The organism is Novosphingobium sp. 63-713, from assembly GCF_001898925.1.
GTDB lineage: Bacteria > Pseudomonadota > Alphaproteobacteria > Sphingomonadales > Sphingomonadaceae > Novosphingobium.
The window spans coordinates 480,372-503,921 of record NZ_MKVS01000047.1 but is presented as its reverse complement, the minus strand read 5'-3'; the positions used below and the strand labels follow the sequence as shown (position 1 = coordinate 503,921).

23 protein-coding genes, 1 tRNA gene and 1 pseudogene are annotated in these 23,550 nt (G+C 63.8%); 11 read left to right on the top strand and 14 right to left on the bottom strand.

The window, feature by feature from the left end:
• The first annotated feature begins 5 nt into the window (after positions 1 to 5).
• The 3 genes from BGP00_RS20745 (at position 6) to nadA (ending at position 2,746) form a co-directional block, all read left to right on the top strand.
• Positions 6 to 881 carry an MBL fold metallo-hydrolase gene (locus BGP00_RS20745; protein ID WP_292688664.1) on the top strand — a complete coding sequence of 292 codons (876 nt, stop codon included), beginning with the start codon at positions 6 to 8 and terminating at the stop codon, positions 879 to 881.
• Between the two features lie 68 nt (positions 882 to 949).
• Positions 950 to 1,681, top strand: a complete 732-nt coding sequence (locus BGP00_RS20740; protein ID WP_292688662.1) for a hypothetical protein — start codon at positions 950 to 952, stop codon at positions 1,679 to 1,681.
• A gap of 78 nt (positions 1,682 to 1,759) precedes the next feature.
• Positions 1,760 to 2,746, top strand: a complete 987-nt coding sequence (gene nadA, locus BGP00_RS20735) for a quinolinate synthase NadA (protein ID WP_292688660.1) — start codon at positions 1,760 to 1,762, stop codon at positions 2,744 to 2,746.
• Positions 2,747 to 3,432: 686 nt separating this feature from the next.
• Here nadA and nusG read toward each other — a convergent pair.
• The 4 genes from nusG to BGP00_RS20715 all read right to left on the bottom strand — a co-directional run bounded on the left by nusG (position 3,433) and on the right by BGP00_RS20715 (position 6,047).
• The gene (gene nusG, locus BGP00_RS20730) at positions 3,433 to 3,969 is read right to left on the bottom strand and encodes a transcription termination/antitermination protein NusG (protein ID WP_168605647.1); all 537 of its coding nucleotides are present in this window, start codon (positions 3,967 to 3,969) and stop codon (positions 3,433 to 3,435) included.
• 23 nt (positions 3,970 to 3,992) lie between these two features.
• Positions 3,993 to 4,199, bottom strand: a complete 207-nt coding sequence (gene secE / locus BGP00_RS20725; RefSeq protein ID WP_168605646.1) for a preprotein translocase subunit SecE — start codon at positions 4,197 to 4,199, stop codon at positions 3,993 to 3,995.
• 145 nt (positions 4,200 to 4,344) lie between these two features.
• A complete protein-coding gene (locus tag BGP00_RS20720) occupies positions 4,345 to 5,817 on the bottom strand; it encodes a hypothetical protein (RefSeq protein WP_292688657.1) in 1,473 nt (490 codons plus the stop codon).
• A 154-nt stretch (positions 5,818 to 5,971) separates the two neighbouring features.
• Positions 5,972 to 6,047: transfer RNA gene (locus BGP00_RS20715), tRNA-Trp, on the bottom strand.
• Positions 6,048 to 6,201: 154 nt separating this feature from the next.
• Between BGP00_RS20715 and aat the strand changes: the two genes are divergently transcribed.
• Complete coding sequence (gene aat / locus BGP00_RS20710) at positions 6,202 to 6,996, top strand: leucyl/phenylalanyl-tRNA--protein transferase (protein ID WP_172249382.1); 795 nt, start codon at positions 6,202 to 6,204, stop codon at positions 6,994 to 6,996.
• Between the two features lie 35 nt (positions 6,997 to 7,031).
• Here the strand turns inward: aat and BGP00_RS20705 are convergent.
• The 3 genes and pseudogenes from BGP00_RS20705 to BGP00_RS20695 form a co-directional block, all read right to left on the bottom strand.
• Positions 7,032 to 7,430: pseudogene (locus tag BGP00_RS20705) on the bottom strand (DUF2155 domain-containing protein); the annotation flags it as partial.
• An 8-nt stretch (positions 7,431 to 7,438) separates the two neighbouring features.
• Positions 7,439 to 7,837, bottom strand: a complete 399-nt coding sequence (locus BGP00_RS20700) for an NADH:ubiquinone oxidoreductase subunit NDUFA12 (protein ID WP_168605644.1) — start codon at positions 7,835 to 7,837, stop codon at positions 7,439 to 7,441.
• A gap of 123 nt (positions 7,838 to 7,960) precedes the next feature.
• A complete protein-coding gene (locus BGP00_RS20695) occupies positions 7,961 to 8,545 on the bottom strand; it encodes a RecX family transcriptional regulator (RefSeq protein ID WP_292925863.1) in 585 nt (194 codons plus the stop codon).
• Between the two features lie 134 nt (positions 8,546 to 8,679).
• On the opposite strand from BGP00_RS20695, the gene BGP00_RS20690 reads away from it, so the two are divergent.
• Positions 8,680 to 10,455, top strand: coding sequence for a fatty acyl-AMP ligase (locus BGP00_RS20690; protein WP_292688651.1), 1,776 nt, complete (start codon positions 8,680 to 8,682; stop codon positions 10,453 to 10,455).
• Between the two features lie 126 nt (positions 10,456 to 10,581).
• Positions 10,582 to 11,664, top strand: coding sequence for an alkene reductase (locus tag BGP00_RS20685; RefSeq protein ID WP_292688649.1), 1,083 nt, complete (start codon positions 10,582 to 10,584; stop codon positions 11,662 to 11,664).
• 141 nt (positions 11,665 to 11,805) lie between these two features.
• On the opposite strand, the gene BGP00_RS20680 is transcribed toward BGP00_RS20685, so the two are convergent.
• Complete coding sequence (locus BGP00_RS20680; protein ID WP_292688647.1) at positions 11,806 to 12,057, bottom strand: hypothetical protein; 252 nt, start codon at positions 12,055 to 12,057, stop codon at positions 11,806 to 11,808.
• Entirely contained in the window at positions 12,054 to 12,770 is a 717-nt protein-coding gene (gene lipB, locus BGP00_RS20675) for a lipoyl(octanoyl) transferase LipB (RefSeq protein WP_292688645.1), read from the bottom strand. The genes BGP00_RS20680 and lipB overlap by 4 nt, the downstream gene beginning before the upstream one ends.
• 91 nt (positions 12,771 to 12,861) lie before the next feature.
• Between lipB and BGP00_RS20670 the strand changes: the two genes are divergently transcribed.
• Complete coding sequence (locus BGP00_RS20670; protein WP_292688643.1) at positions 12,862 to 13,677, top strand: hypothetical protein; 816 nt, start codon at positions 12,862 to 12,864, stop codon at positions 13,675 to 13,677.
• A gap of 265 nt (positions 13,678 to 13,942) precedes the next feature.
• On the opposite strand, the gene BGP00_RS20665 is transcribed toward BGP00_RS20670, so the two are convergent.
• The 4 genes from BGP00_RS20665 to BGP00_RS20650 form a co-directional block, all read right to left on the bottom strand.
• Entirely contained in the window at positions 13,943 to 14,572 is a 630-nt protein-coding gene (locus BGP00_RS20665) for a methyltransferase domain-containing protein (protein ID WP_168605639.1), read from the bottom strand.
• 143 nt (positions 14,573 to 14,715) lie between these two features.
• On the bottom strand, positions 14,716 to 15,060 hold the full coding sequence (locus tag BGP00_RS20660) for an arsenate reductase family protein (protein ID WP_292688641.1): 345 nt from the start codon (positions 15,058 to 15,060) through the stop codon (positions 14,716 to 14,718).
• The gene (locus BGP00_RS20655) at positions 15,057 to 15,614 is read right to left on the bottom strand and encodes a (2Fe-2S)-binding protein (RefSeq protein ID WP_292688639.1); all 558 of its coding nucleotides are present in this window, start codon (positions 15,612 to 15,614) and stop codon (positions 15,057 to 15,059) included. Before BGP00_RS20655 ends, BGP00_RS20660 begins: the two co-directional genes overlap by 4 nt.
• Before the next feature lie 46 nt (positions 15,615 to 15,660).
• Entirely contained in the window at positions 15,661 to 17,709 is a 2,049-nt protein-coding gene (locus BGP00_RS20650; RefSeq protein WP_292688637.1) for a TonB-dependent receptor, read from the bottom strand.
• A 271-nt stretch (positions 17,710 to 17,980) separates the two neighbouring features.
• On the opposite strand from BGP00_RS20650, the gene dxs reads away from it, so the two are divergent.
• Entirely contained in the window at positions 17,981 to 19,924 is a 1,944-nt protein-coding gene (dxs, locus tag BGP00_RS20645; protein ID WP_292688635.1) for a 1-deoxy-D-xylulose-5-phosphate synthase, read from the top strand.
• The gene (locus BGP00_RS20640) at positions 19,921 to 20,358 is read left to right on the top strand and encodes a DUF2141 domain-containing protein (RefSeq protein ID WP_168605634.1); all 438 of its coding nucleotides are present in this window, start codon (positions 19,921 to 19,923) and stop codon (positions 20,356 to 20,358) included. Before dxs ends, BGP00_RS20640 begins: the two co-directional genes overlap by 4 nt.
• Positions 20,359 to 20,448: 90 nt before the next feature.
• On the opposite strand, the gene BGP00_RS20635 is transcribed toward BGP00_RS20640, so the two are convergent.
• The gene (locus BGP00_RS20635; protein WP_168605633.1) at positions 20,449 to 21,075 is read right to left on the bottom strand and encodes an ABC transporter substrate-binding protein; all 627 of its coding nucleotides are present in this window, start codon (positions 21,073 to 21,075) and stop codon (positions 20,449 to 20,451) included.
• Between the two features lie 282 nt (positions 21,076 to 21,357).
• On the opposite strand from BGP00_RS20635, the gene ispH reads away from it, so the two are divergent.
• Entirely contained in the window at positions 21,358 to 22,320 is a 963-nt protein-coding gene (gene ispH / locus BGP00_RS20630; protein ID WP_210428666.1) for a 4-hydroxy-3-methylbut-2-enyl diphosphate reductase, read from the top strand.
• Between the two features lie 23 nt (positions 22,321 to 22,343).
• The gene (gene hpnH, locus BGP00_RS20625; protein ID WP_168605632.1) at positions 22,344 to 23,516 is read left to right on the top strand and encodes an adenosyl-hopene transferase HpnH; all 1,173 of its coding nucleotides are present in this window, start codon (positions 22,344 to 22,346) and stop codon (positions 23,514 to 23,516) included.
• The last annotated feature ends 34 nt before the right edge of the window (positions 23,517 to 23,550 follow it).

Here is a 23,550-nt window from a genome sequence, read left to right as displayed (position 1 = left end):
ACCCCATGAACATGCCCCCGCGCCCATGGCCCACCGGCGAGACCGAGCGACTCGAACCGCTCGTCCGGCGCATGCTGGCCAATAATCCCAGCCCGTTCACCTTTACCGGCACCCAGACCTATCTGGTGGGCGATGCGCGCGGGCTGGCGGTGATCGATCCGGGGCCGGACGATGCCGAGCATATTGACGCGCTGCTGGGCGCGATTGGCGACGCGCCGGTGCTGGCGATCCTATGCACCCATACGCACCGCGACCATTCGCCGGGCGCCGCGCCGCTGGCGGCGGCCACGGGCGCGCCGATCATCGGCTGCGCGCCCCTGACGCTGGAGGATGACGGGCCGCGCGCCGATGCCGCCTTTGACACATCCTATGCGCCCGACACCGTGCTGAAGGACGGCGAACTGGTGCGCCTGCCCTCGGCCACGCTGATGGCAGTGGCCACGCCCGGCCATACCAGCAACCATCTGTGCTTTGCCCTGATCGAGAGCGGGGCGCTGTTTACCGGCGACCATGTGATGGGCTGGTCCACCACGGTCGTCTCGCCTCCCGATGGTGATATGAGCGACTATATGATCAGCCTCGACAAGCTCTATGAGCGCGCCGACCGGGTCTATTACCCCGCCCATGGGCCGCAGATCGACAAGCCGCAGCAGATGGTGCGCGGCATGATCGGCCACCGCCGCATGCGCGAGCGGCAAATCCTGCGCGCGCTGGAAACCGGGCCGGTGACGATCGAGATCATGGTGGCGCAGATGTATCCCGGGCTCGACGTGCGCCTGCATCGCGCGGCGGGGCGTTCTGTGCTGGCCCATCTGATCGATCTGCAAAGACGCGATCAGGTGGCGCAGGCGGGCGAGGATCTCTGGGTTCTGGCGGCCTAGCCCGCGATCTTGCATGCCCCCTTCGCCTGGTGTAATACTTAGGCAATACACAGAGAGGGGGAGAATCCATGGCCCATTCATCGACCTCGCCTGCCGTCCTGCTTCATCGTGACCGTCAATTCTTTGCCCGCATAACCCTCGGCCTTGCGCTGATCATCGTGCTTGGCTTTGGCCAGTTCGCCGCGCTGGGGCGGGTGGACTATCGCCATGTCCCGCTCTGGTTCCATGTCCATGGCGCGCTGATGCTCAGCTGGCTGACGCTGGCCGTGGTCCAGACGCAACTGGCCGCGCGCCTTTCCTCGCCCGCGCTGGCGCTGCATCGGCGGATGGGGTGGCTGGCGGTGGCCTATATCGCGGCCGTTCCGCTGGTGGGCGGCATGACGCTGCGCTCGGCGCTGGGCGGGCAACTGATACCGCCTTTCTTTACGCCCGCCTATTTTCTGGCGCTCAATGCCTGCTTCCTGCTGGGATTTCCCGCGCTGATCCTGCTGGCGGTGCTGCGGCGGCGCGAAACAGCGTGGCATGCACGGCTGATTCTGGCGGCCAATGTCCTGCTGCTCGATCCGGCACTGGGGAGGCTCTTGCCGATGCCCCTGCTGGGGCTGAACGGCGAATGGCTGGCCATGGCGGTCGAAATGGTGCCCTTTGCCCTGCTGGCCCGCCATGACCAGCGCCAGATGGGACAGGTCCACCCGGCCACCGTGCTGGGCGCGGGCAGCAATATGGCGCTCCACATCCTGACCGCGCTGCTGGCACAAAACGCGCCGATCATCGCGCTGGCCGCCGATCTGGGCCAATAATTGCAGATTTTCCTTGGGGTCTTGCGCAATGCTCCCTATCTGGGCGGCAAAGCCAATGAACCCCAAGGGGATGTGATTATGACTGCCCAGAGCGCCAGCCTCGCCGGTCTTGACCTGCGCGCCGAAATCGACCGCCTCCGCAAGGAAAAGAACGCGGTTATCCTCGCGCATTATTATCAAAAGCCGGAACTGCAGGATCTGGCTGATTTCGTGGGCGATTCGCTGGAGCTGTCGCGCAAGGCGGCCGAAACGGACGCCGATGTCATCGCCTTTTGCGGCGTGAAATTCATGGCCGAAGTGGCCAAGATCCTTTCGCCCGAAAAGACGGTGGTCCTGCCCGACCTCAACGCCGGATGCAGCCTGGAGGATGCCTGCCCGCCCGAAAAGTTCAAGGCTTTCCGCGAGGCGCATCCTGACCATATCGCCATCACCTATATCAACTGCTCGACCGAGGTGAAGGCGCTCTCCGACATCATCGTCACCTCGTCCTCGGCGGAAAAGATCCTCTCGCAGATCCCGCGCGACCAGAAGATCATCTTCGGCCCCGATCGCCACCTTGGCGGCTATCTCTCGCGCAAGTTCGACCGCGAGATGCTGCTGTGGCCCGGCGTGTGCATCGTGCATGAAGCCTTTTCCGAAACCGAATTGCTCAAGCTGATGGCCCAGCACCCCGGCGCGCCCATCGCGGCCCACCCCGAATGCCCGCCCACCATCGTCGACCATGCCGACTATGTAGGCTCGACCAGCGGCATTCTGAACTATGCCAAGGAAATGGCCGCCGACACGCTGATCGTCGCCACTGAACCGCATATCATCCACCAGATGCAGCTGGCCATCCCGAACAAGACCTTCATCGGCGCGCCGGGGGCCGACGGCAACTGCAACTGCAACATCTGCCCCTATATGGCGCTGAACACGCTGGAAAAGCTCTACATCTCCCTGCGCGACCTGACGCCCCGGATCGAGATCGAGGAAGGGCTGCGGCTGAAGGCCAAGGAAAGCCTCGACCGGATGCTGGGGATGGCTTCGGGGACTGTGGGTATGGGGGATCTTGGGGCAAGGTGAGAGGGCGCCCCCGGCCATGGCTGATAAGATGCGCACTAGGGCTTTTGCTTCTTATCAGCATGCTCGGCTCAGGCTGTGTCATCTATACCCGCTACGCCATTATGCACGGAGCTTTGCTTAAGCCTCCATGGAGTTGCGTCACAGAGCGAGACCGTCTTCATTTGCATGAACTGGCGGATCGCTCTCTCACGCGCCAGATTCAAGTCTGGTATCGTCAGCCTTCCGGGAAAAGCCTGCCATGGCATCTCAGCGGAATTACCGCATACGTCGGATTAAGACTATCCTATTCGGCCGATGTACGAATGGTGTTGGCGATGCCTTCCGTCATGACAATCTCCGTTTGCCAAAGGCCTTGAGAGGTTGAAGTTTTAAAACTTGCCTCCGGCGGGCAAAGGGACTCAGTCCCTTTGCAATCCCGTTACTGGGATGGCGCCAGGTCGGCTAAGCCGGGCTTATGTGATGGATTGAAAGCCTGCGGAGCGGCGAGGTGACGCCGGAAGCGCCGCAGGCTTTATCATTTCTGACGCCGCGTCCGACACCCATCCGCCTAACCCGATGCGTAAACGCAGACAGTAACGGGAGCGCGAGGGTCCAGCCCCGCGCATTTGCCTCTCTTCTTCAAACCCAAAACAAAAAAGGCGGAGGAAATCCCCCGCCCTTTTCAATCCCGAAAACCGGATGAAGTCTTACTTCACCAGCTCGACATGCTCGAAATCCAGCTCGACCGGGGTTGCGCGGCCAAAGATCGACACCGATACCTTGACGCGGTTCTTGTCGAAATCCAGCTCTTCCACGATGCCGGTGAAGCTGTTGAAGGGACCGTCGAGCACCTTGACCGAATCGCCGATTTCGAAATCGACGGCAACGTGCTTCTTGACCGTGGTTGCGACGATTTCGCGGTGGCCGAAATAGCGGGCCGCGTCGCGCTCGGAAATCGCCTGCGGCTTGCCGTTATGGCCCAGAAAGCCGGTGACCTTGGCGGTGTTCTTGACGAGGTGATACACATCGTCATTCATGGTCAGCTTGGCCAGCACATAGCCGGGCATGGTCTTGCGTTCGACCTGAACCTTCTTGCCGCGCTTGACCTCGGTGACCTGTTCGGAGGGCACTTCGATCTGCTCGACCAACTGCGAGAGGCCAAGGCGCTCGGCTTCGGCCTGAATGGCTTCTTTGACCTTGTTTTCAAAGCCGGAATAGGCGTGGATGATATACCAGCGGGCCATATCTTACAGTTCCTATGCTTTTCTCAGGCGAGCGACAGCAGCGTGCGCACGATGTAGCCGAAGAGCGAATCGACGCCGAGGAAGAAGATCGCGAGGATCAGCATCAGAATGCCGACGAAGATGCCGGTCTGAACGGTTTCCTGACGGCTCGGCCACACCACCTTGCGCGCCTCAACCTTGACCTGGTTGAAGAACTCTCCGGGAGAGACCTTGGGCTTCTTATCTTCCATCGACGCAATCCTCGAATAAGCCCGATACCGTTTTGGCCATTGCCGCCGCGCCGCCCCGGATCAGGTCCGGGAGGGGCTTTGCAAGGCTCCGATGTCGGGAGATGTCGGTGATCTAGTCCGACTTCCCTGATTTTGCAAGAGGGCCTTATTTTGCAAGGGAGGCCGGTTTGAGCCGCGTCAGCAAACTGCCCTGTCCCCGCCAGACCACCACCGCGCCCTGCGGCAGAGTATCGGGTGCGCGCTCGCCCACATACCACAGCCAGTCGGCCTGACGCGCCGGGGCGAAATTGGCCAGATCGACCTGTTGCGAGGCGTGCAGCAGCAAGCGCTGCGAGGGATCATCGAAATCGCGCCCGCCCTGCTTCAATTGCAGCATATGCACATGGGGCACCGCGAAATTGGCATTCACCAGCGCATGGCGGCGCACCACCGCATAGGCGCCGATATGTTCGAAATGGTTGAGCGGCCATTGCTCGCGCGTTACCAGCACGGCGCTGGCCACGCGAGCGCCCTGCGGCACATGGTCGAGAGCGACCATGATCTTTTCCATCCGCGCCGAATCATCGTGCCAATCCTGCGTCGTAATCAGCAGGCGCGCCACATAGAGCATCACCACCGGCGTGATCGCCCAGCCCGGCGCGCGCGGCCAGCGAATCGACAGGCAGCAGACCATCAACCCCGTCGTCACCAGCCGGTAATCGGCATAATCCCCGCCCGAAATGTGACGCGGCACCGCAATCGTCATGGCCAGCAGCATCACCGCCGCCCAGCCCAGCCGTCCATCGAGCCGCCGCATCGCCGCCGCCGCCAGAAAGGCCAACGCCACCACCACCAGCGACAGGTAATCCAGCGCATAGACCGTATCGCGCATGGCTTTCAGCCAGATCGCCTGCTTATAGACCCACCAATAGGGCCCATAGGAGAACGTGCCCGCCGTGCCCGGCACCAGCACCATCACCACCAGCGGCGCCAGCAGCGGCCAAGGCGCGATGAACGCCCGCCATCCGCGTCCCATGCCCAGCTCATAGCCCAGCAGCAGCACGCCCAGCACGCCCCATGCCGACAGATGCGACAGCCACACCACCAGCCCGATCGGTACGAAAATCGCCCCGCGCAGCCACCACACCGGCCCTTTACGGTCCAGCCAGACCCAGAGCGCAAAGGCCCAGAGCGCCAGCGCCTGACCCAGCGCATAATTGAGCAGGCCGATCAGCATCATCGGCGACCACGCAAAAGGCATGGCCAGCAGCGAGGCAATGGTGACGCGCCCGTGCAATTGCCGGTCCACCGCGATCAGGCCCAAGGCGGTCAGCGGCGGGATGATCCCGGTAATGATCCGCCCGCCAGTCTCCAGCCCGAAGAGCGCGGCAAAGGGACGAATCAGGATGTCCACCCCAAGATTGCCCGTCCAGGCCCAATGAAACGCATAATAGCGCGCCAGATCCGCGCTGCGCCCGCCATCCAGCATCACCGCATAACGCGCCAGATGCGCGGGATAATCGCTCATCTGGGGATAGCGCGCGACCACGGCGGGCAGGCAAGAAGCCAGCGCCAGCAGCACCGCGAACCAATAAAGCCGCCTCTCGCCCGCGCGCGCGGCCGGCGATGGATCAATCACACGCATGGTTTAGAAGATGCCCCACAGCATTGCCCGAAACCGCATCCCTAGCCGCAGCGGCGCGATTGGCAAGTCGGCATTCGGACCCAGCCGGAACGGAATGCACCGATCGGCGCCCCGAAGGGCTGGATAATCAAGATGTCTGGGAAAACCCTGGCAGGAGCGGAGGGACTCGAACCCACGGCCCTCGGTTTTGGAGACCGATGCTCTACCAACTGAGCTACACTCCTGCGGGAGACGCGCCTCTAGGGTAGGCTCGCGGCTTTGGCAAGTGGGCAATATGCGATGGGCGCGTATTTTTTCGCGGGGACTCAAAGGCGGGGTTTGCGGCCTTTCTCCCTCTTCACGCCCGGATGAACAGGATGCTAGACAGGCACGGTGAAAATGGAAAACCCAGACCTGATTGATCCTGCCCTCTTGCTGCTGGCCTATCGCGGCGGGGTGTTTCCGATGGCGGATTCGCGCGACGACCCCGAAATCTTCTGGGTTGAGCCCAAGCGGCGCGGCATTTTGCCGCTCGACGGCTTTCGCGTTTCGCATTCGCTGGCGCGCAGTTTGCGGCGCGGCAAGTTTACCGTCACCTGCAACACGGCCTTCGATCTGGTGCTCGACGCCTGCGCCGCGCCGCGCCGGGCCGAGGCCGAAGATGGCGGCGAGACTTGGATCAGCGAGCGAATCGCAGCCTCCTATCGCGAACTGCACCGGCTGGGCCATGCCCATTCGATCGAATGCTGGATCGACGGCGCCTTGGTGGGCGGGCTCTATGGCGTTGGTTTCGAACGGGTCTTTTGCGGAGAAAGCATGTTCAGCCGGGTGCCCGACGCCTCCAAGGTGGCGCTGGCATGGCTGGTGGCGGCCATGCGCATCGGGGGCGCCGAACTGCTCGACTGCCAGTTCATCACCAGCCATCTGGCCTCACTGGGCGCGGTGGAGATTCCGCAAAAGCGCTATCTGGCCATGCTGCGCGAAGCGATGCGGCCCAAGGAGCCGGGCCTGCCGGTTCAGTCCGGATTTTCGGGGCTGGGCGCGGGCGCGGCGGGCGCCGGGGCAGCGTCGGCGCTGGGCGTGGTGCTCGCACTGCCCGATGCCTTTGGCGCGCTTTTGGAAACGGCGAAATCGGCCGGGTTCTCTTCCTCGCCGGGGAAGTTCATCGCGCAATCCTTGACCCAGACGTCATAGACCGGGTGCTGAACCACGTTCAGCCCCGGCGAATTGCGGAACAGCCAGCCCGAAAACACCTTCTGCCAGCGCAGGGGATCGGAGATCTGCGAACGCTGCTCGACAAAGACCTGAACAAAGGCGCCCGTTTCCTGCGGGCGTTCCCAAGGCTGGGTCTTTTCGCAGCTCGACAGCTTGACCACGACATTGCCGATGCGCCGCGCCTCGCCCACTTTCAGGACGATATCCTGCTGCTCATTGTTGCGCTTGTTGAGCAGGCCGAGCGTCGCCACCCGATCCTTGACCGGGGTGCCGAACTGATTCTCGACCGCCTGGGCGGCGGCATTGCCCGCCACCGCCTTGGGCACGTCGGTGGCCTGCGTCTCGGGCTCGGACGAACCGCCGCAAGCCGAGAGCGCCAGATATGCGCCAGCCAACACCAGAGTCCGGCGCATGGTATCAATCAGCCTTCAGGCGTCCAGGCTTCATAGCCGGCGGCCTTGGCCTTGCCCGCGCCGCGCAGTTCGGGGTGGGGCTGGTGAGCCTTGGCGGTGCCGGTGGCATTGGGGGTATATTCGGTTTCCCAGATGCGCGGCGGCGGCAGATGGCTCTGCGGCACAGCGTCATAGGAATGGTGCAGCCAGCCATGCCATTCGGCCGGAACGCGGCTCGAATCATTGGCGCCGTTATAGATCACCCAGCGGCGCTCCATGCCCGCAAAGGGGCTGTTGGTGCCGGCCGGAACGACCTTCTTCGAGCGGTAATACTTGTTACCCTGAAAATCGGTGCCAACCTGTTCGCCGCCAAACTTGGTGTTGAGCCAGGTGCCGAAAGTGGAGCCGTTCCACCAGGTGAAGAGCATTGCGCAAGTTTCCCTAAATTTCAGGTCTGCCCGCAGACAGAATCCGCGAAAGCCAGTGACGTTCAGCGCCTAGCCCAAGCCGGGGGGGCAAAGCAAGGGCAAAGGGGCAAGGGCAAAGGGTCCCTATTCCTCGCGCGCTTCCTCAACCCAATCCTGCGCGGCCTGCGGGTCAGCGGCCTCCAGTATGGCGCGCGCCGCGCCCATCGCGTGGCCTGCGCGCAGCATGGCGGCGATCTCCTTTTCGCGGCGGGCGCGGCGCTCCATCGGATCATCGGGCATCGCGCGCCGCGCAAACGGCCCCAGCCCCCGCCGCCGCGCATAAGCCAGCGCCGCCTCGCGCGCGGCCGCTTCGCCCGGCATCACCTCGGCGCGGATATCCTCGTCAATCCCCGCCTGCCCCAGCGCCTGCGCGATCCGCCGCTGCCCAAGGCCCCGGCGCAGCAGGCTGCCCGTCTTCATCCGGGCATAGCTCTCATCGTCAATATAGCCCAGCTCGACATGCCGCTCGACAATCGCGGCCACTTTGGCCTCCGGCGGCCCTTCCCCGTCCCATCCCCGCTCGCGCAATTTGCGCAGCAGATAGTCTTCCAGCCGCCCCGCGCTGGTGGCGAAACGCGCGACATAGGCCAGCGCCATTTCCTCAATCCGGGTCGAATCGAGGGGCTTTGGGGCCATTTTGCGGCGATTGGGGCGCGTCTCATCATCCATCGGCCATATTCGTGCCACAGTCGCGCGCCAAAGGGGACCCCCCGCGTCACCCGATTTGCGGGCCAGTTTTCGATGCCTGCCGCCTTTGCCTTCGCACGCAAGGGCAGCGGGCATAACCCAAGACGGATAAGACCATGACCGACGCCGCCGTGATCGAAGCGACCAACGCCGCCCTGATCCCCACGCCCAACGCCTGCGACCTGCCGCGCCGCTTTGGTGATTTCGCCACCTTTGGCGAGGCGCTGGATTATGCGGCCAAAGGCACACGCGGGCTGAACTTTCACGATCCGCGCGGCAATCTGATCCGGCCCTATCCGTTCCGCGAATTGCGCCATGATGCAATCGCCATGGCGCATCGCCTGATCGCGCGCGGCGTGAATAAGGGCGACCGAATCGCCATGGTTGCCGAAACGGGCGCTGATTTTGCCGCGCTGTTCTGCGGCGTGATCTATGCCGGCGCATGGCCGGTGCCGCTGCCCTTGCCCACCAGCTTTGGCGGCAAGGATAATTATATCGACCAGCTCGCCGTGCAATTGGGCAGCAGCGATCCCTCGTGGTTCTTCTATCCGCCCGAAATCGGCCATCTGGGCCTTGCCGCCGCACAGGCGCACAACGCCAAGGGCGGCGCGTGCGAAGGGCTGGGCTGGGATGTGCTGGCCGCCGATCCGGTGGTGCCGGTCGAATTGCCGCAGGCATCGGGCGATGACATCTGCTATCTGCAATATTCCTCGGGCTCGACCCGTTTTCCCCATGGCGTGGCCGTCACCCACACCTCGCTGCTCAACAATCTGCGCGGCCACGGGCTGGCCATGCAAATGCGCAACGAGGACCGCTGCATCTCGTGGCTGCCGTGGTATCACGACATGGGTCTGGTCGGCTGCTTCCTCTCGATCATCGCCAATCAGGTGTCGACCGATTACCTCAAGACCGAGGATTTTGCCCGCCGCCCGCTGGCCTGGCTGGACATGATCACCCGCAATCCGGGCAATTCGATCTCCTATTCGCCCACCTTCGGCTATGACATCTGCGCGCGCCGCATTTCCAGCCAGAGCCATGTGGACGAACGCTTTGACCTGTCGCGCTGGCGCCTCGCGGGCAATGGCGCGGACATGATCCGCCCCGATGTGATGCAGAGCTTTGTCAACGCCTTTGCCCCCGCCGGGTTCAAGGCCAGCGCCTTCCTGCCCTCCTACGGCCTTGCCGAAGCCACGCTCTCGGTCACCATCATGCCGCCGGGCGAAGGCATCCGCGTGGAACTGGTCGAGGAAGAGCGCCTGTCGGGCCAGCCGCGCGATCTGTCGCGCCCGGCCCGCTATCGCGCCATCGTCAATTGCGGCAAGCCGGTGCTGGACATGGAAATCGAGGTCCGCGACGGGGCGGGCAAGGCTCTGGCCCATCACCAGATCGGCAAGGTGTGGTGCAAGGGGCCTTCGGTCATGCACTCCTATTTCCGCGATCCCGAAGCCACGGCGGCCTGTCTGGTCGATGGCTGGCTGGACACCGGCGACATGGGTTATCAGAACGCCGAGGGCTATCTGTTCATCGTCGGCCGCGCCAAGGACATGATCATCATCAACGGCAAGAACCACTGGCCCCAGGACATCGAATGGGCGGTGGAACAGCTCCCCGGTTTCCATCAGGGCGATATTGCCGCCTTCAGCCTGGAAACCGAAACCGGCGAGGAAACCGCCGCCGTGCTGGTCCATTGCCGCGTTTCCGACCCGGCCGAACGGTTGAAGCTGAAGAATGCCGTGGCCGAAAAGGTGCGCGCGATTCTGGGCCATCCGGCCATCGTCGAACTGGTGCCGCCGCGCACCCTGCCGCGCACCTCTTCGGGCAAGCTTTCGCGCGCCAAGGCCAAGAAGCTCTATCTCTCGGGCGAAATCGCGCCGTTTGAACTGGCCGCCTAAGGCCTGATTGGCGAAATCTGTCGGCGGGGCGCAAGGTTCAGGCCTTGCGCCCCGTTAGTGTTTCTTGTCCCCTCAAAAGATCTGCTTGCACTGGACATTGTCGCGGCGCAGCACAACATCAGGAGCATGACAAACCCGCTACTCACGCCAATCGCCCTTGGCGATATTGCCGCCCCCAACCGCATCCTGATGGCACCGCTGACCCGCGCGCGATCCAACCGCGAAGGTCTCGCCAACCCGCTGATGGCGCAATATTACGCCCAGCGCGCCGGGGCGGGCCTGATCATTTCCGAAGCCACCGCGATCAGCGCCGAGGGGCGCGGTTGGCCCAATGCGCCGAGCATCTGGAACCGCGAACAGGCCGAAAGCTGGAAGCAGGTGACGCAGGCCGTGCATGATGCGGGCGGTCGGATCGTCCTGCAATTGTGGCATATGGGCCGCGTATCGCACCCCGAACTTCACGGCATCCAGCCCGTTTCGGCCAGTGCCACCACCGCGCCGGGCGAAGCGCATACCTATCAGGGCAAACAGCCCTATGTCGAAGCCCGCGCGCTGGAAACCCACGAGATCCCCCGCCTGATCGCCGATTATGAGAATGCCGCCCTCCTTGCCAAGGAAGCCGGTTTCGACGGCGTCCAGCTTCACGGCGCGAATGGCTATCTGATCGACCAATTCCTGCGCGACGGCACCAACCACCGCACCGATGCCTACGGCGGCTCCATTGAAAACCGCACCCGCCTGCTGAAAGAAGTCACCGAGGCGTTGATCCGCGTCTGGGGCGCCGGGCGCGTGTCGGTCCGCCTCTCGCCCAATGACGGCATTCAGGGCGTCGAGGACAGCGACACCTATGCCCTGTTCGACCATGCGGCAAAGGTGCTCGATGACCTGAACATCGGCTTCCTCGAAATCCGCGATCCGCTGCCCAGCGGCACGTTCGGTTCGGGCCTTGGGCCGCGCCGGTCTGCGCATCTCAAAACCATCTTTAAAGGCCCGGTGGTCGATAATGCCGATTACACGGCGGAATCGGGCGAGGCGGCTCTTGAAAAGGGCGAGGCCGACGCCATCTCTTATGGACGGCCCTTTATTACCAATCCCGATCTGGTCGACCGTATCGCCCACGGGCATCCGTGGACCGAAGGAGGCGATCCTTCGGCATGGTACGGCAACAGCGCAGAAGGCTATACCAGCTTTCCGCCCTATTCGGCCTGATCGCTGGCCCCGGCTCCCCCCTCTCGGCCGGGCCAGTACGAGCGATGCTGACCAGCAGGATCACACTCCGTCCCCTATGGTCAGCCTCTCGCCCAATGCTGCCCGGCCCGCCGCAAGGTTTTCGGCGGGCCGGGTTCGCACTTATTCGGCGGCGCTGTCGGCTTCTTCGGGCGCGGCCGCTTCGGTCGGCGCGGCGCTGGGCGCGGCGGCCACAGCGCGCGGGGCCAAAGGCGCCCGCGAGGTCAGCGCTTCATAGGCAATCATGGCATCGCTGGTCGAACCGGGCAGGATCTGGCCCGAGGCGGTGCGCTGGTCATCGGCCTTGCTGGCCTTCTTGCCCCAACATCCGCCCAGAGCGAGCGTGAGAGCCAGAATGGTGACGGCGCGCTTCATGCCTGATTCCCTTCCGATGTTGCCACGGGCGGACATGCCTGCTCCAGCTTGGCCAGAAACTGATCCGCGCGGGCCAGCAAAGCTTCATCCCATTGCTGCGCCGAAACGGCGATGCCAAGGCGGGCCAGCGAGGTGACGCCTTTCTCGGCGATTCCGCAAGGCACGATGCCGGTGAAATGCGACAGGTCCGGGTTCAGATTGACCGAAAACCCATGCATCGTCACCCAGCGGCGGATGCGCACGCCGATCGCGCCGATCTTGGCCTCGGAGCCATCAATATCGCGGGTCCAGATGCCAACGCCCGCCTCGCTGCGCCAGCTTTCCACCCCGAAATCGGCCAAAGTGTCGATCACCCAGCCTTCCAGAGCATGGACAAAGCCGCGCACATCGCGCGCGCGCTGCTTCAGGTCGATCAGCACATAGCCGATCCGCTGCCCCGGCCCGTGATAGGTATATTTGCCGCCGCGCCCGGCCTCGACCACTTCGAAGCGCGGATCGAGCATGTCATCCGCCTTGGCGCTGGTGCCCGCCGTATAGACCGGGGGATGTTCGAGCAGCCAGATCAGATCGGGTGCAAGCCCTTCATAAATCGCATTATTGCGCGCGGTCTGAAAATCCAGAGCCTCGCGATACGACACAGGCTCATAATCCCGGCGCACGGCGACGCCGTTTTCGAGCAGAATCTCAGCCTTGATTGCATCTTGCATGACCATGATTCTTGCGTGGGGCAATCCGCTCCGCTTATCAAGGGGGCAGATGCGCCGCAGGCATATGGGCCGGGCTTGGCGCGAAAGGAGTACCCCGATGCGTTTTGACAGCAATCTGGCCTGGCGGACGGCCCATTCGGCGATTCTGGCCAATCGGGATGTCCTGCTGGCTCTGGCCGGGGTGTTCTTCCTGCTGCCGCGTCTGGCCTTTGCGCTGCTGATGCCCGATCCGCCCGCCGCGCAAGGGGCCTCGCCCGCGCAATCGATGCAGGCGATCGAACAATTCTATGCCACCGCCCTGCCCTTTGTGATTCCGATGATCCTGTTTCAGGCCGTGGGCGTGCTGGCCATCCTGACGCTGTTCACCGACCGCAGCCGTCCTACCGTGGGGCAGGCGTTGACGCTGGGGGCCAAGGGCGTGTTTCCCTATGTGCTGGCGCAGATCCTGCTGGCGGCGGCGGTGGCGCTGGTCGGCGGTGGACTGATCGGCGTGCTGACCCTTACCAAGCAGCCGACGCTGGCGGTGGCCGGGATGATCGTGGTGATGATCGTGGCGGCGGCTGCCTATGTCCGCATGTCGCTGGTTGGGCCGGTGGTGGCGGTGGAGCGGGTCTATAATCCCGCGCGCGCGCTGATGCGGTCATGGGCGATCACGCGCGGCAATGGCTGGCGCCTCTTTGGCTTCGCCGTGCTGGTGGGCATTGTGGTGATGGTGGCGATGCTCGCCGTCATTTCCATCGGCGGGTCGATCGGCACGCTGGCCGGGGGGCCGGACGTGGGGCGGATCGTCTCGGCGGTGGTATCCTCTGTGCTGGCCGCCATCGTCACACTCTATATCGCCGGGCTGATGGCCGCGATCCACCGGCAACTGGCCGGGCCGAGCGTGGATGATATTATGGCGACGTTTGAGTGAATTAGGTTTTAGGAAGGGATGAATGCGAGGGTCTCGACCCTCGCGCTCCCGTTACTGTCTGCATTGCGCGATAGGTGCGGCGTTGAGTGTCGGACGCGGCGTTTGAAAATTAAAGCCTGCGGCACCTTTAGCGCAAGTTCGCCGCGCCGCAGGCTTTAGAAACAAAAAAGCGCCCCGCCATGAACGAAGCGCTCCCCCATTAAAGGGATTGCAAAGGGTCCAAGACCCTTTGCCCGCCGGAGGCATAAAACCCCCGCCCCCGAAATCAATCCTCGTCCTTCCACCCCCAGAACAGGAAGCAGGGCGGGACATTGATCCACTCCAGCCCCTTGTCGATGCGCTTGAAGAACTGGGCCATGAAATCGCCCGCGCGGGGGGTGAATTGGTACACGAGGAAAGCTCCGCCCTTGCGCAGCACGCGGTAGGTGGCCGCCGCGATGGCCGGGCCGACGCCGGGCGGCAGGGTCGAGAAAGGCAGGCCCGAGATGATGTAGTCGGCCTTTTCATGGCCGTGGGCGCGAATGATCTCTTCAACATCCGCCGCCGAACCATGGACCGCGACAAAGCGGCTGTCGGTGATCGTGTGCGAGAGATATTCGATGAAATCGGGGTTGAGGTCGATGACCAGCAGCGTGCCGTCGCGGCGCAGGCGGTCTAGGACAGGCTGGCAGAAGGTGCCCACGCCCGGCCCATATTCGACGAAGAGCTTGGTATTGTCCCAATCGACAGCGGACAGCACGCGGTTGATGGTAAAGCGCGAGGAGGGCACGATCGAGCCGACCATAACAGGGTTTTTCAGGAAGCCTTCAAAAAAGACCCCCCACGGCCCCAGCGCCCGTTTCAGCCGACTTTTCACTTTGGCAAGCGGCGCCTGTCCGGCCAGTTCGGTTGTCATGCTCTTGTCAAATCCCTACCCTAGGATTGCGTGCTCTGCCCAAAGGTTTGCAAAACTGCAAGCCCGTTGGCAAGCGGCCATGCGTATCATTTGCCGCAAACCGCACGCCATCGGAACAGTAATCCACGATAACGGATATGGTTCTAAAGGATCTGGGCCACCAGTTCCTGCGGGCGGCACAGCGCCACACCTTTCTCGGTTTCCACCAGAGGTCGCTCGATCAGCTTGGGCTCGGCGGCCATGGCGGCCAGCACGGTGGCGTCATCGGCATCGGGCAGCCTCCGTTCAACCGCATCGGTGCCCCGCAGGCGCAGCCCCGCCTGCGGCGTCATGCCCGCATCGCGATAAAGCTGGGCCAGCTTTTCAGCAGAAGGCGGGGTCTTGAGATATTCCACCACGGTCAGCTCAATGCCGGGCGTTTCCTCCAGAATTGCCAAGGTCTTGCGCGATGTGCCGCAGGCCGGATTGTGCCAGATGGTTGCCTTCATGGGATGCTCCTTTGATCGTTATCGCCGCGCGCTTGCGGCGCGCTGCCCGGTCCTTGTCGGGCGCTGCCGCCGGGCGCGGGGGCCGCGGCAATAGTTTCCAGGCCCCGCATCACCCGCCCGGCGCGCTGGATCGCGCGGACCAGCCGGGGATAGATGCCGCAGCGACAAAGATTGGTGACGGCCTTGCCGATATCCTCGGTGCTGGGGTCCGCATTGGCGGCCAGCAGCGCCGCCCCGGCCATGACAATGCCCGGCGTGCAGAAACCGCATTGGATCGCGCCCTCGGCCACCAGCGCCTGTTGCAGCGGGTGTGAACGGTCGCGGCTCAACCCCTCGATGGTGGTGATCGCGCGGCCTTGCGCCTGCGCCAAAGTCATCTGGCATGAGGGCAGCGCCTGCCCGTCGACCATCACCATGCATGCGCCGCATTCGCCCGTGCCGCAGCCATATTTCGCGCCCGTCAGGTTCGCGCCGCAGCGCAAGCCCCACAGCAGGGGCGTCTGCGCATCCATGCGCAGATCGACGGGATGGCCATTAAGGGTGAAGGCGGGCATGGCTCCTCCCATGCCCGCATGATGCCCTTACTTCAACCCAAACCGCTTATTTCAAGCCAAAGCGGAATCCCGCCCAGACCGTGCGCGGCGCGCCAATGTCCATGCTGCCCGCCTGATTGCGGGTAATGACGGTCACATCGGCCAGATTTTCGCCGCGCAGGATGAAGCTAACGCCATGGCCCAGCGGGGCCTGAACAAAGGCGCCGATGGTGGTGGCCGAAGGCATCAGATAGGCTTGCAGATCGTCCTCATACTGCGATCCGAAATGGCGCAGCACCACGGCCCCCTGCCAGCCATCGCGCGGCTTCCACGTGACGGTGGCGCTGGCGGCGATCTTGGGCGTCTGGGCCGGACGCATACCGTTCAGCGCGATTTGCGTCCCGCTGGCCCGCACCACCGCATCGGTCAGGGCGAGACTGCCATCCAGGCTCACCTTGCCCAGATCGAGGGCGGCGGCAAATTCAAGGCCGCGCGCGCGGATCGCATCTACATTCTGGCGCACGCGGGTGATCACCGTGGCGGTTTGCGCCGTGGTGACATTGGCAATGGCATGGGCCACGCGGTTATAAAAAGCCGTGGCCGAGAGTTTCAAAGCCGGGACCGGCGTGAAATCGACGCCCGCCTCATAGCCCTGCATCATTTCATTGCCCAGCGCCGGATTGGCATTGGTCACGGTCGAAATGCCCGAGGCCACCAGCGTGAAGCTGCGATACAATTCATTGATCGTGGGCTGGCGCAACCCGCTGTAGGCCGAGCCGCGCAGTTCCAGCCCCGGCGCCAGTTTCAGCAAAGCCCCGCCGCGCCCCGTCACCGCCCAGTCGCTGCGCGGATCATAGGCGGTGTTGGCGGTGACGACGCCCGCGGCATTGGCGGCCCGGTTATAGCCCGCATTCACGCTCCAGCGATCCGTGCGCACCCCGCCCGTCAGCGTCAGCGGGCCCAGTTTCCAGTCGTCCTCGGCATAAAAGCCCAGATCATCATTGCGCCCGCCCGCCCAGCGATAGGCCGTGACCGCCCCGGTGGCGGCATTATAAGCCACTTCGTTGAGATCACCCCGCGCGCGGCGCCAGTCGCTGCCCACGCGCAGCAGATGGTCCGGCCCGACCGGCGGGCGGATCTCGATCTTGCCGCCAAGGCCGGTGGCGGGCGTCTGGCGCTGGTCAAGGCTGGGGCGGAAGGTCGTGGCCGAAATGGTGACATTGGAGAAGCCGCGGTCCTGAATATAGGCCAGCGCGTCAAACTGCCACGGCCCGCGCCCGACCAGACGCAGCGAGAAATCCTCGCCGCTCGAATGGCTGGTGGCCCCGGCAAAGCGCAGCACGCGGTGATCGTCAAAGACCATCGCGCGCGCCTGCAATTCGACATTGTTGGCAATCGGGGCCACGCCGCGCGCGCCGATCGACCAGCTATCATAGCGCGATTTGACGCTGGCGCCGACGCGCTGGCTTTCGGGCGTGGTCCAGAAGCCGTCGCCCCGGTCCCAGCGGCCCGACACTTCGGCAAAGCCCGCGCCCAGTTTCGGCGCCACCGCGCCCGAGAGCGAGGTTTCGCCGCGATCATTGGCCAGCGCCTCGGCGGAAATCAGGCCCAGCGTGTCGCGCCCGGCGCTGTTCAGTTCAATCGTCCCGGCCACCGCGCCCGAACCGAACGCCCCCGAACCGCCGCCCCGCGTCACCCGCACCGAGCCGAGCCGTTCGGGCGTGATCGCATTCCACGGCACCGAGCCGAACATCGGATCGGCCATCGGCACGCCATCAAGCAGCACCTGCGTGCGGGCCGCCGCATTGCCGCCCAGCGCACGCAGGGTCGCGCCCTGGGCCGAAGGGTTGGTGTAACGGCTGTCCGAACGACGAAACTGTTGAAAACCTGCAACATTGGCCAGCACATCCTCGATCCGGCCCGAGGCCGAAGAGGTCAGCGCCTCGCGGTCGATTTCGCGCGAGGAATAGGCGGGCACAGCGGGCGCCGCATTTAGCCCCGCGCCGGTCACGATAATCGGCGAACCGGCGTCTTCATCGGCCGCCTGCGCCGCCATCGGCATCAACGCCGCCCCGGCCAGCATGATCGCCCGCAGCCCTTGCGTGCCCAGTTTCATCCTCAGTCCCCTATGAATATACTTTTACAGCGACCCTATTGGCCCGCCCCCCTCCTGCCAAGCTGGCCGATAGAACGAGGCGCCTCGGGCCGATCAGGCGCAGCATGTCCTTGAGGCATACAGGAAAAACAAGAGCCAGGAGCGAACAGGCGCATTTTTCCTGCCGCCCTGTGGTTCGCGTGTCCCACTTGCAACAACCGCACAGCGCAAATGCATTATGAACACCATGCGATCAATCGACAGCGCCGATTAACCCGTGTAAGGCTGGGCCATGGAAGCTGAACTGAAGACGCCGATCCTGGATCGAGTGAAGGTGCCTGCCGACATGCGCGGCCTGTCGATGGGCGAATTGCGCCAGTTGGCCGATGACGTGCGTCAGGAAATGATTCACACCGTTGGTCAGACCGGAGGCCATCTGGGTTCCGGCCTTGGCGTGGTGGAATTGACCGTGGCGCTGCATTACGTGTTCGACACGCCGCGCGACAAGGTGATCTGGGACGTGGGCCATCAGGCCTATCCGCACAAGATCGTCACCGGGCGGCGCGACCGCATCCGCACCCTGCGCCAGCCGGGCGGCCTGTCGGGTTTCACCAAGCGCAGCGAATCAGAATACGACCCCTTTGGCGCTGCCCATTCCAGCACCTCGATTTCGGCCGCTATCGGCTTTGCCATGGCCAACAAGATGAGCGATCAGCCCGGCAAGGCGATTGCCGTCATCGGCGATGGCTCGATGAGCGCGGGCATGGCCTATGAGGCGATGAACAATGCGCAAGCGGCGGGCAACCGGCTGGTCGTCATCCTCAATGACAATGATATGTCGATTGCGCCGCCGGTCGGCGGGCTGTCGGCTTACCTCGCGCGGCTGGTGTCCTCGCGGCCCTTCCTCGAACTGCGCGAAATGGCCAAGAAGCTCTCGCGCCATCTGCCCGCCCCGCTGCATCGCGCGGCCAGCAAGACCGACGAGTTTGCACGCGGCATGGTCATGGGCGGAACCCTGTTTGAGGAGCTGGGCTTTTACTATGTCGGCCCGATCGACGGGCACAATCTGGAACAGTTGATCCCAGTGCTGGAGAACGTGCGCGATGCGGCGGCCGGTCCCTGCCTGATCCATGTCGTCACGCAAAAGGGCAAGGGCTATGCCCCGGCCGAGGCGGCGGCGGACAAGTATCACGGCGTCCAGAAATTCAATGTCATCACCGGCGAGCAGGTCAAGGCCCCGGCCAAGGCGCCCGCCTATCAGAACGTGTTTGGCGAAACGCTGGCCAAGATTGCCGATAGTGATCCGCGCATCGTGGCGATCACCGCCGCCATGCCGTCGGGCACCGGCGTCGACAAATTCGCCAAGGCGCACCCGGATCGCAGCTTTGACGTGGGCATTGCCGAACAACATGCCGTGACCTTTGCCGCCGGTCTTGCCGCGCAGGGGATGCGTCCGTTCTGCGCGATCTATTCCACCTTCCTGCAACGCGCCTATGATCAGGTGGTGCATGACGTGGCGATCCAGAACCTGCCGGTGCGCTTTGCCATCGACCGCGCCGGTCTGGTGGGCGCCGATGGCGCGACCCATGCGGGCACGTTTGACATCACCTATCTGGCCTCGCTGCCCAATTTCGTGGTGATGGCGGCGGCTGACGAGGCCGAGCTGGTCCATATGACCTATACGGCGGCCTGTCATGACAGCGGGCCGATTGCCTTCCGCTATCCGCGCGGCAATGGCACGGGCGTGGAGATGCCTGCAGTTCCGCAGAAGCTGGAGATCGGCAAGGGGCGGGTCGTGCGCGGCGGGGCCGGCAAGATCGCCATCCTCTCGCTGGGCACCCGTCTGGCCGAGGCGATGAAGGCCGCCGAGGTGCTGGAGGCCAAGGGCCTGCCCACCACCGTGGCCGATCTGCGCTTTGCCAAGCCGCTGGACGAGGATCTGATCCGCCGTCTGGCCACCACGCATGAGGTGGTCGTCACCATCGAGGAAGGCGCGATCGGCGGCCTTGGCTCGCATGTGCTGACGCTGGCCAGCGACGAAGGGCTGACCGATACCGGCCTCAAGATCCGCACGATGCGTCTGCCCGATGTGTTTCAGGACCATGATGCGCCCGACAAGCAATATGACACGGCGGGCCTCAACGCGCCGCATATCGTGGAAACGGTGCTCAAGGCGCTGCGCTGGAACGATGCGGAAATCGTGAGCGCCGATATCGTGGGCGAGGTCCGCGCTTGAGCCTTGCCCTGATCGCTTTGACGCTTGCCAATGCCGGGGCCGATGCCGCTGCCGGCGGCGGCGGTGATTCTGGCGCACCGCTGACGGTGGTGGTCGGGAATGTCCGCTCGAATGCGGGCCGGGTGCATGTCGCGCTTTGCCCGCAAAAGAGCTTTTTGAAGGACGATTGCGCGCTGGAGGCGTCCGCCCCCGCGCAAAAGGGCACGACCAGCGTAACCTTTGCCAATGTGCCCCCCGGCGAATGGGCGGCGCAGGTGTTTCAGGACGAGAACGGCAACAAGAAGGTTGATCGCAACTTTCTGGGTATTCCCAAGGAAGGCGTCGGCTTTTCCCGCGATGCCAAGATCGTCTTCAGCCCGCCCAAATGGCGCGATGCGGTTTTCAGCCATGAGGCAAAACCGCAGGTGATCCATTTGGCCCTGCGCTATTTCTAAAAGCGTTATTTCTGACCCCAGCGGGGCAGACACGAAAAAGCCCCGGTGCGGCGATGCGCGCACCGGGGCTTTTTCGTGTCTGCCCGCCAATTATTTCGGATTGGCGGCCAACCGGTTGAGATGCGCCACCAGCGCGCCCGGCCCGCCCTTGGCGATCACGCCTGCAAAATCGGAACGGCGCGTGGCGATCTGGCTGATTGCGTTGCGATAGAACACGTCGATGATCCGCCATTGCCCGCCATTTTCGCGCAGGCGATAGTTGAGCGATTCGTTGGTGCCCGGCCCGGTCAGCTGCGTGCGCACCAGCTTGTCCGTGCCGCGCGTTTCCACCCCGCCCACAAGGCTCAGCTTCTCACCCGAATAGCTGTCGAAATTGGCGGCATATTGCGCCACCGTCATCGCGCGGAAGGCGGCAATGACATTGGCCTGCTCCAGCGGGGAAAAGGTGGTCCATGGCGGGCCGACCGACAGGCGGGCCATCGCGGGAATATCAAAGGCGCGATCAACCACCGGGCCGATCACGCGCGCGCGCGCGGCCTGTCCGCCCTGCGCCTTCATCGTGGCGATCAGGCCTGCGTTGAGCGCTTCGACCGTCTGGGCCGCCGGATCGCCCGCCTGCGCCATGGCCGCGCCCGGCACGGCCACCACCGACACTGGCGCCAGCAAGGCCAGCGCCACAGCGCCCCGCAGCGATGCGAATCCCGATTGACTTGTCATGCTCACTCCAAACCAGAACACCGGACCATATGGGCTCGCCCTGTGGCGCGCGCCATGCCGCAGCGGGCTGTCGCGCGTCCTTGAGCCAGGGCAATACGTAAAACAAGTGGCATGAGCGCGCAATGAAGCCGCGGTTCAGGCTGGCGCAATCTTTTCTCTGCCAACAGAAGCGGTTACAATGCCTACCGCGCTTTAGCGCGCCCTGCCCTATTTCCCCCCAAGGGCACAGGTTCAAAAGGGATATACCGTTTGACACCGACAGAGAGTTCCCCCGCTCGGCTGCTGGCCGCCCCCTTATCCATCAAACTCGCCTCGCCGCGCGGATTTTGCGCAGGCGTGGTGCGCGCGATACGCATCGTCGAACGCGCGCTCGAGATCCATGGCGCACCGGTTTATGTCCGCCATGAGATTGTTCATAACGCGCATGTCGTGAACAGGTTGCGCGCCATGGGCGCAATTTTTGTCGAAGAGCTCGACGAAGTGCCCCCCGGCGCGGTCACGGTGTTTTCCGCCCATGGCGTGCCGCAAACCGTCGAACAGGAAGCCGAGCAGCGCGGATTGCCCGTCTATGACGCCACCTGCCCGCTGGTGACCAAGGTGCATCTGCACGGCGGCCGCTTTGCCCGCGAGGGGCGCGAGGTCGTGCTGATCGGCCATGCAGGCCACCCCGAGGTGGTGGGCACGCTGGGCCAGATCCCGGCGCCCGTCCATCTGGTGGCCACGCCCGAGGATGTGGCTGCGCTGCCGCTGGGCACGGACAGCTCGATTGCCTATGTGACGCAGACCACGCTGTCGGTTGACGATACGCGCGGCGTCATTGCCGCGCTGCATGATCGCTTTGACGATGTGGCCGGGCCGGATGTGTCCGACATCTGCTATGCCACGCAGAACCGCCAGAATGCCGTGCGCGCGCTGGTGGAGGAATGCGATGCGCTGATCGTGGTGGGCGCGGCCAATTCCAGCAATTCGAACCGGCTGCGCGATGTCGCGCTTTCGCTGGGCAAACCGGCATGGCTGGTGGGCGATGCGGGCGATCTGGATCCGCAATGGCTGGACGGGGTCGAACGCCTTGGCGTCACCGCCGGGGCCAGCGCGCCCGAGGAACTGGTCGAGGATGTGATTGCCGCAATCGCCCTTTCGCGAAAAATAACCGTCTCAGAGCTTGACGGCATCCGCGAAAACGTGTCGTTCAGCCTGCCTGCGGCCTTGCGCCGGGCGGGCGAACCAGCCCGCGCCCGCGTATAACGCCTTAGTTGGAGTAAGCCCCCTTGTCCCTTCCCCTTGGCCCCGCCCTTCGCATTGCCGGTCATGCCATTTCCAGCCAGATCAAGGGCGGCAAATACCCGCTCGTGCTGATGCTTGAGCCGCTGCTGCGCTGCAATCTTGCCTGCCCGGGCTGCGGCAAGATCGATTATCCCGACGCGATCCTCAACCGCCGCCTGTCGGTGGAGGAATGTATGGCCGCAATCGAGGAATCGGGCGCGCCCGCCGTGTCGATCGCAGGCGGCGAACCGCTGCTGCACCGGGATATGCCCAAGATTGTCGAAGGCTATATCGCGCGCAAGAAATTCGTGATCCTTTGCACCAACGCGCTGCTGCTGAAAAAGAAGATCAACGACTACAAGCCCTCGTCCTATTTCACCTGGTCGATCCATCTCGATGGCGACAAGGCCATGCATGACAAGGCCGTGGATCAGGAAGGCACCTATGACGTCGCTCTCGAAGCGATCCATCTGGCCAAGTCGAAGGGCTTCCGCGTTCAGGTCAATTGCACCGTGTTCAACGACGCCAAACCCGAGAGCATGGCCAAGTTCCTCGACCTGATGACCAGCCTCGATGTCGAGGTGACCATCAGCCCCGGTTATGCCTATGAACGCGCCGCCGATCAGGAGCATTTCCTGAACCGCGAAAAGACCAAGAACCTGTTCCGCGACCTGCTCAAGCGCGGCGCGGCCAAGAATGCCAAGCCGGGCGAAGGCGGCGGCAAGGCGTGGAAATTCACCAATTCGCCGCTGTTCCTCGACTTCCTCGCGGGCAACCGTTCGTATGAATGCACGCCCTGGTCGATGCCGCTGCGCACGGTGTTTGGCTGGCAAAAGCCCTGCTATCTGGTGGGCGAAGGCTATGTCGAAACCTTTGCCGAGCTGATGGAAGGCACCGACTGGGACCAGTATGGTGTGGGCAAGTACGAGAAATGCTCGAACTGCATGGTCCATTGCGGGTTTGAAGGCACGGCGGCCAAGGAAGGACTGACGCGCCCGTGGGAATTCATCAAGGTGGGCATGCAGGGCATCCGCACCGAAGGCCCGATGGCGCCCGACATCGACCTGTCCAACGCCCGCAAGGCCGTGGACGTTCACGCCACGCAGGTTGAGCAGGAATTGGAAAAGATCAAGATTTCCGATCCCGAAGGATACGCCCGCGCCACCCGCGCGGCCTGATCCCTTCAGCGCCGGTTACGAAAAAGGCGGGGCA

Coding starts and splice junctions, on each gene's coding strand:
- BGP00_RS20685 (WP_292688649.1), top strand. CDS start 10,582: ATGACAAACCCGCTACTCACGCCAATCGCCCTTGGCGATATTGCCGCC.
- BGP00_RS20655 (WP_292688639.1), bottom strand. CDS start 15,614: ATGCCCGCCTTCACCCTTAATGGCCATCCCGTCGATCTGCGCATGGAT.
- BGP00_RS20740 (WP_292688662.1), top strand. CDS start 950: ATGGCCCATTCATCGACCTCGCCTGCCGTCCTGCTTCATCGTGACCGT.
- dxs (WP_292688635.1), top strand. CDS start 17,981: ATGGAAGCTGAACTGAAGACGCCGATCCTGGATCGAGTGAAGGTGCCT.
- BGP00_RS20635 (WP_168605633.1), bottom strand. CDS start 21,075: ATGACAAGTCAATCGGGATTCGCATCGCTGCGGGGCGCTGTGGCGCTG.
- secE (WP_168605646.1), bottom strand. CDS start 4,199: ATGGAAGATAAGAAGCCCAAGGTCTCTCCCGGAGAGTTCTTCAACCAG.
- BGP00_RS20700 (WP_168605644.1), bottom strand. CDS start 7,837: ATGCTCTTCACCTGGTGGAACGGCTCCACTTTCGGCACCTGGCTCAAC.
- BGP00_RS20745 (WP_292688664.1), top strand. CDS start 6: ATGAACATGCCCCCGCGCCCATGGCCCACCGGCGAGACCGAGCGACTC.
- BGP00_RS20670 (WP_292688643.1), top strand. CDS start 12,862: ATGCGTTTTGACAGCAATCTGGCCTGGCGGACGGCCCATTCGGCGATT.
- BGP00_RS20690 (WP_292688651.1), top strand. CDS start 8,680: ATGACCGACGCCGCCGTGATCGAAGCGACCAACGCCGCCCTGATCCCC.
- lipB (WP_292688645.1), bottom strand. CDS start 12,770: ATGGTCATGCAAGATGCAATCAAGGCTGAGATTCTGCTCGAAAACGGC.
- nadA (WP_292688660.1), top strand. CDS start 1,760: ATGACTGCCCAGAGCGCCAGCCTCGCCGGTCTTGACCTGCGCGCCGAA.
- BGP00_RS20650 (WP_292688637.1), bottom strand. CDS start 17,709: ATGAAACTGGGCACGCAAGGGCTGCGGGCGATCATGCTGGCCGGGGCG.
- BGP00_RS20695 (WP_292925863.1), bottom strand. CDS start 8,545: ATGGATGATGAGACGCGCCCCAATCGCCGCAAAATGGCCCCAAAGCCC.
- nusG (WP_168605647.1), bottom strand. CDS start 3,969: ATGGCCCGCTGGTATATCATCCACGCCTATTCCGGCTTTGAAAACAAG.
- BGP00_RS20660 (WP_292688641.1), bottom strand. CDS start 15,060: ATGAAGGCAACCATCTGGCACAATCCGGCCTGCGGCACATCGCGCAAG.
- BGP00_RS20680 (WP_292688647.1), bottom strand. CDS start 12,057: ATGAAGCGCGCCGTCACCATTCTGGCTCTCACGCTCGCTCTGGGCGGA.
- BGP00_RS20665 (WP_168605639.1), bottom strand. CDS start 14,572: ATGACAACCGAACTGGCCGGACAGGCGCCGCTTGCCAAAGTGAAAAGT.
- aat (WP_172249382.1), top strand. CDS start 6,202: ATGGAAAACCCAGACCTGATTGATCCTGCCCTCTTGCTGCTGGCCTAT.